The organism is Methylobacterium sp. J-077 (assembly GCF_022829365.1).
In the GTDB taxonomy this organism is placed as follows: Bacteria; Pseudomonadota; Alphaproteobacteria; order Rhizobiales; family Beijerinckiaceae; genus Methylobacterium.
In genome coordinates this window covers 1-934 of sequence record NZ_JAKSYJ010000038.1, presented here as the reverse complement: position 1 = coordinate 934, position 934 = coordinate 1, and the positions used below count along the sequence as shown (strand labels likewise).

The following is a 934-nucleotide window of genomic DNA, read 5'->3' as shown; positions in this document are numbered from 1 at the left end:
ACCCGTCTCCTCGGCTGCGCCAGCCACGCCTGAGATGTTGCTGGTCACCTCACCGGTGCCCATCGCAGCCTGGCTGACGTTACGCACGATCTCCTGGGTGGCCGCGCCCTGCTGCTCGACGGCAGCCGCGATCGACGTCGCTACACCGCTGATCTCGCGGATCCGCCCGGTGATGCCGCCAATCGATGTGACGGCCTGGCCTGTCGAGGCTTGGATACGGGCGATCTGACCCGAGATCTCACTCGTGGCCTTGGCGGTCTGCTCGGCGAGTGCCTTCACCTCGGAGGCGACGACGGCGAAGCCCTTGCCAGCTGCCCCCGCACGGGCCGCCTCGATGGTAGCGTTGAGGGCCAGCAGGTTGGTCTGGCCGGCGATGGTCGAGATTAGTCCAACCACGTCGCCGATCCGTGCGACCGCGGCGCTCAGCTCCTGGACCAAAGCACCTGTCTGATCCGCTTCGTGCACGGCAAGCTGTGCAAGTTCAGCCGAACCAGCGACCTGCCGGCTGATCTCCTGCACCGACGAGCCCAGCTCTTCCGCTGCGGCCGCCACGGTGTTGACGTTGCTGGCAGCCTCCTCGGCCGCTGCTGCAACCGTGGTCGACTGACTGGCCGTCTCGGTCGCGGTGGCCGTCATCGTCTGTGCTGTCGCCTGCAACTCGGTGGCGGACGAAGACACCATGCCGATGATGCCGCCCACCGCCTGCTCGAAGTTCTCGGCCATCTGGCGCATGCCGGCCTTGCGTTGTTCCTCGGCTGCTAGGCGGGCCTCCGCAGTCTCTTCTTCCAACGCTTTCATGCGGATCAGGCCATCCTTGAACACCTGAACCCCGTCTGCGATCGTCCCGATCTCGGTCTTCTCGCCCTGATGCGGAATGGCAGCGTTGAGATCGCCAGCGGCAAGGGATTGCATCGGCCCCACGACCGAACGGATA

1 protein-coding gene is annotated in these 934 nt (G+C 66.0%); it reads right to left on the bottom strand.

Going from position 1 to position 934, the window contains the following annotated elements:
* Window positions 1–934 (bottom strand): methyl-accepting chemotaxis protein (locus tag MKL11_RS02060; RefSeq protein ID WP_243939813.1); only part of this gene is annotated, 934 nt, incomplete at both ends.